Raw genomic sequence first — 729 nt, 5'->3', positions numbered from 1 at the left:
CACGCTTCTCAGCCGCAAGCTCGAATTCCAGATCCTGAGCATGTTGGTACATCGCCGCTTCTAGTCGACTGATTTCCTTCTCCAATTGTTGTGGAGACATCACTTCGTAAGTTTGAGATGGTTCAGCCACTTTAGACAGTGGCACTTGCTTAGTATTGCGTTGACGTTTGGACTTAGTAATGTCGCCCAATTCCATACTATCCTTGATATTACGTTTTAACGCTTGCGGCGTAATGCCCATTTTCTCGTTGTACGCTTGCTGCTTCTCACGACGACGATTGGTTTCATCCATCGCTTTTTTCATCGATTTTGTAATGCTATCCGCATAGAGAATCGCTTTACCCTCAATGTTTCGCGCAGCACGACCTATCGTCTGAATGAGTGAACGTTCTGAACGCAAGAAACCTTCTTTGTCGGCATCCAAAATTGCCACCAGCGAGACTTCCGGCATATCCAAACCTTCTCGAAGCAAGTTGATACCCACTAAGACATCGAACTCACCTAAGCGCAAATCTCGAATGATCTCGACGCGCTCTACCGTGTCGATGTCGGAGTGAAGATAACGAACACGAACATCATGCTCATGCAGATATTCCGTTAAATCTTCCGCCATTCGTTTGGTCAGAGTCGTAACAAGAACACGTTCCTCTTTGGCGGCACGAATACGAATTTCAGACAACAGATCATCGACCTGAGTCGCGACTGGTCGAACTTCGAGTATTGGATCCA

Annotated in this window: 1 protein-coding gene; it reads right to left on the bottom strand. The window is 46.6% G+C overall.

All coding sequences use genetic code 11. The features are described 5' to 3' along the window. A partial coding sequence (locus R7Z77_RS25395) for a helicase-related protein (protein WP_318137051.1) occupies positions 1-729 on the bottom strand: 729 nt, incomplete at both ends.

The sequence above is a fragment of the Vibrio sp. 1401 genome (assembly GCF_033340295.1).
This window is presented reverse-complemented; position numbering and strand designations above follow the sequence as displayed.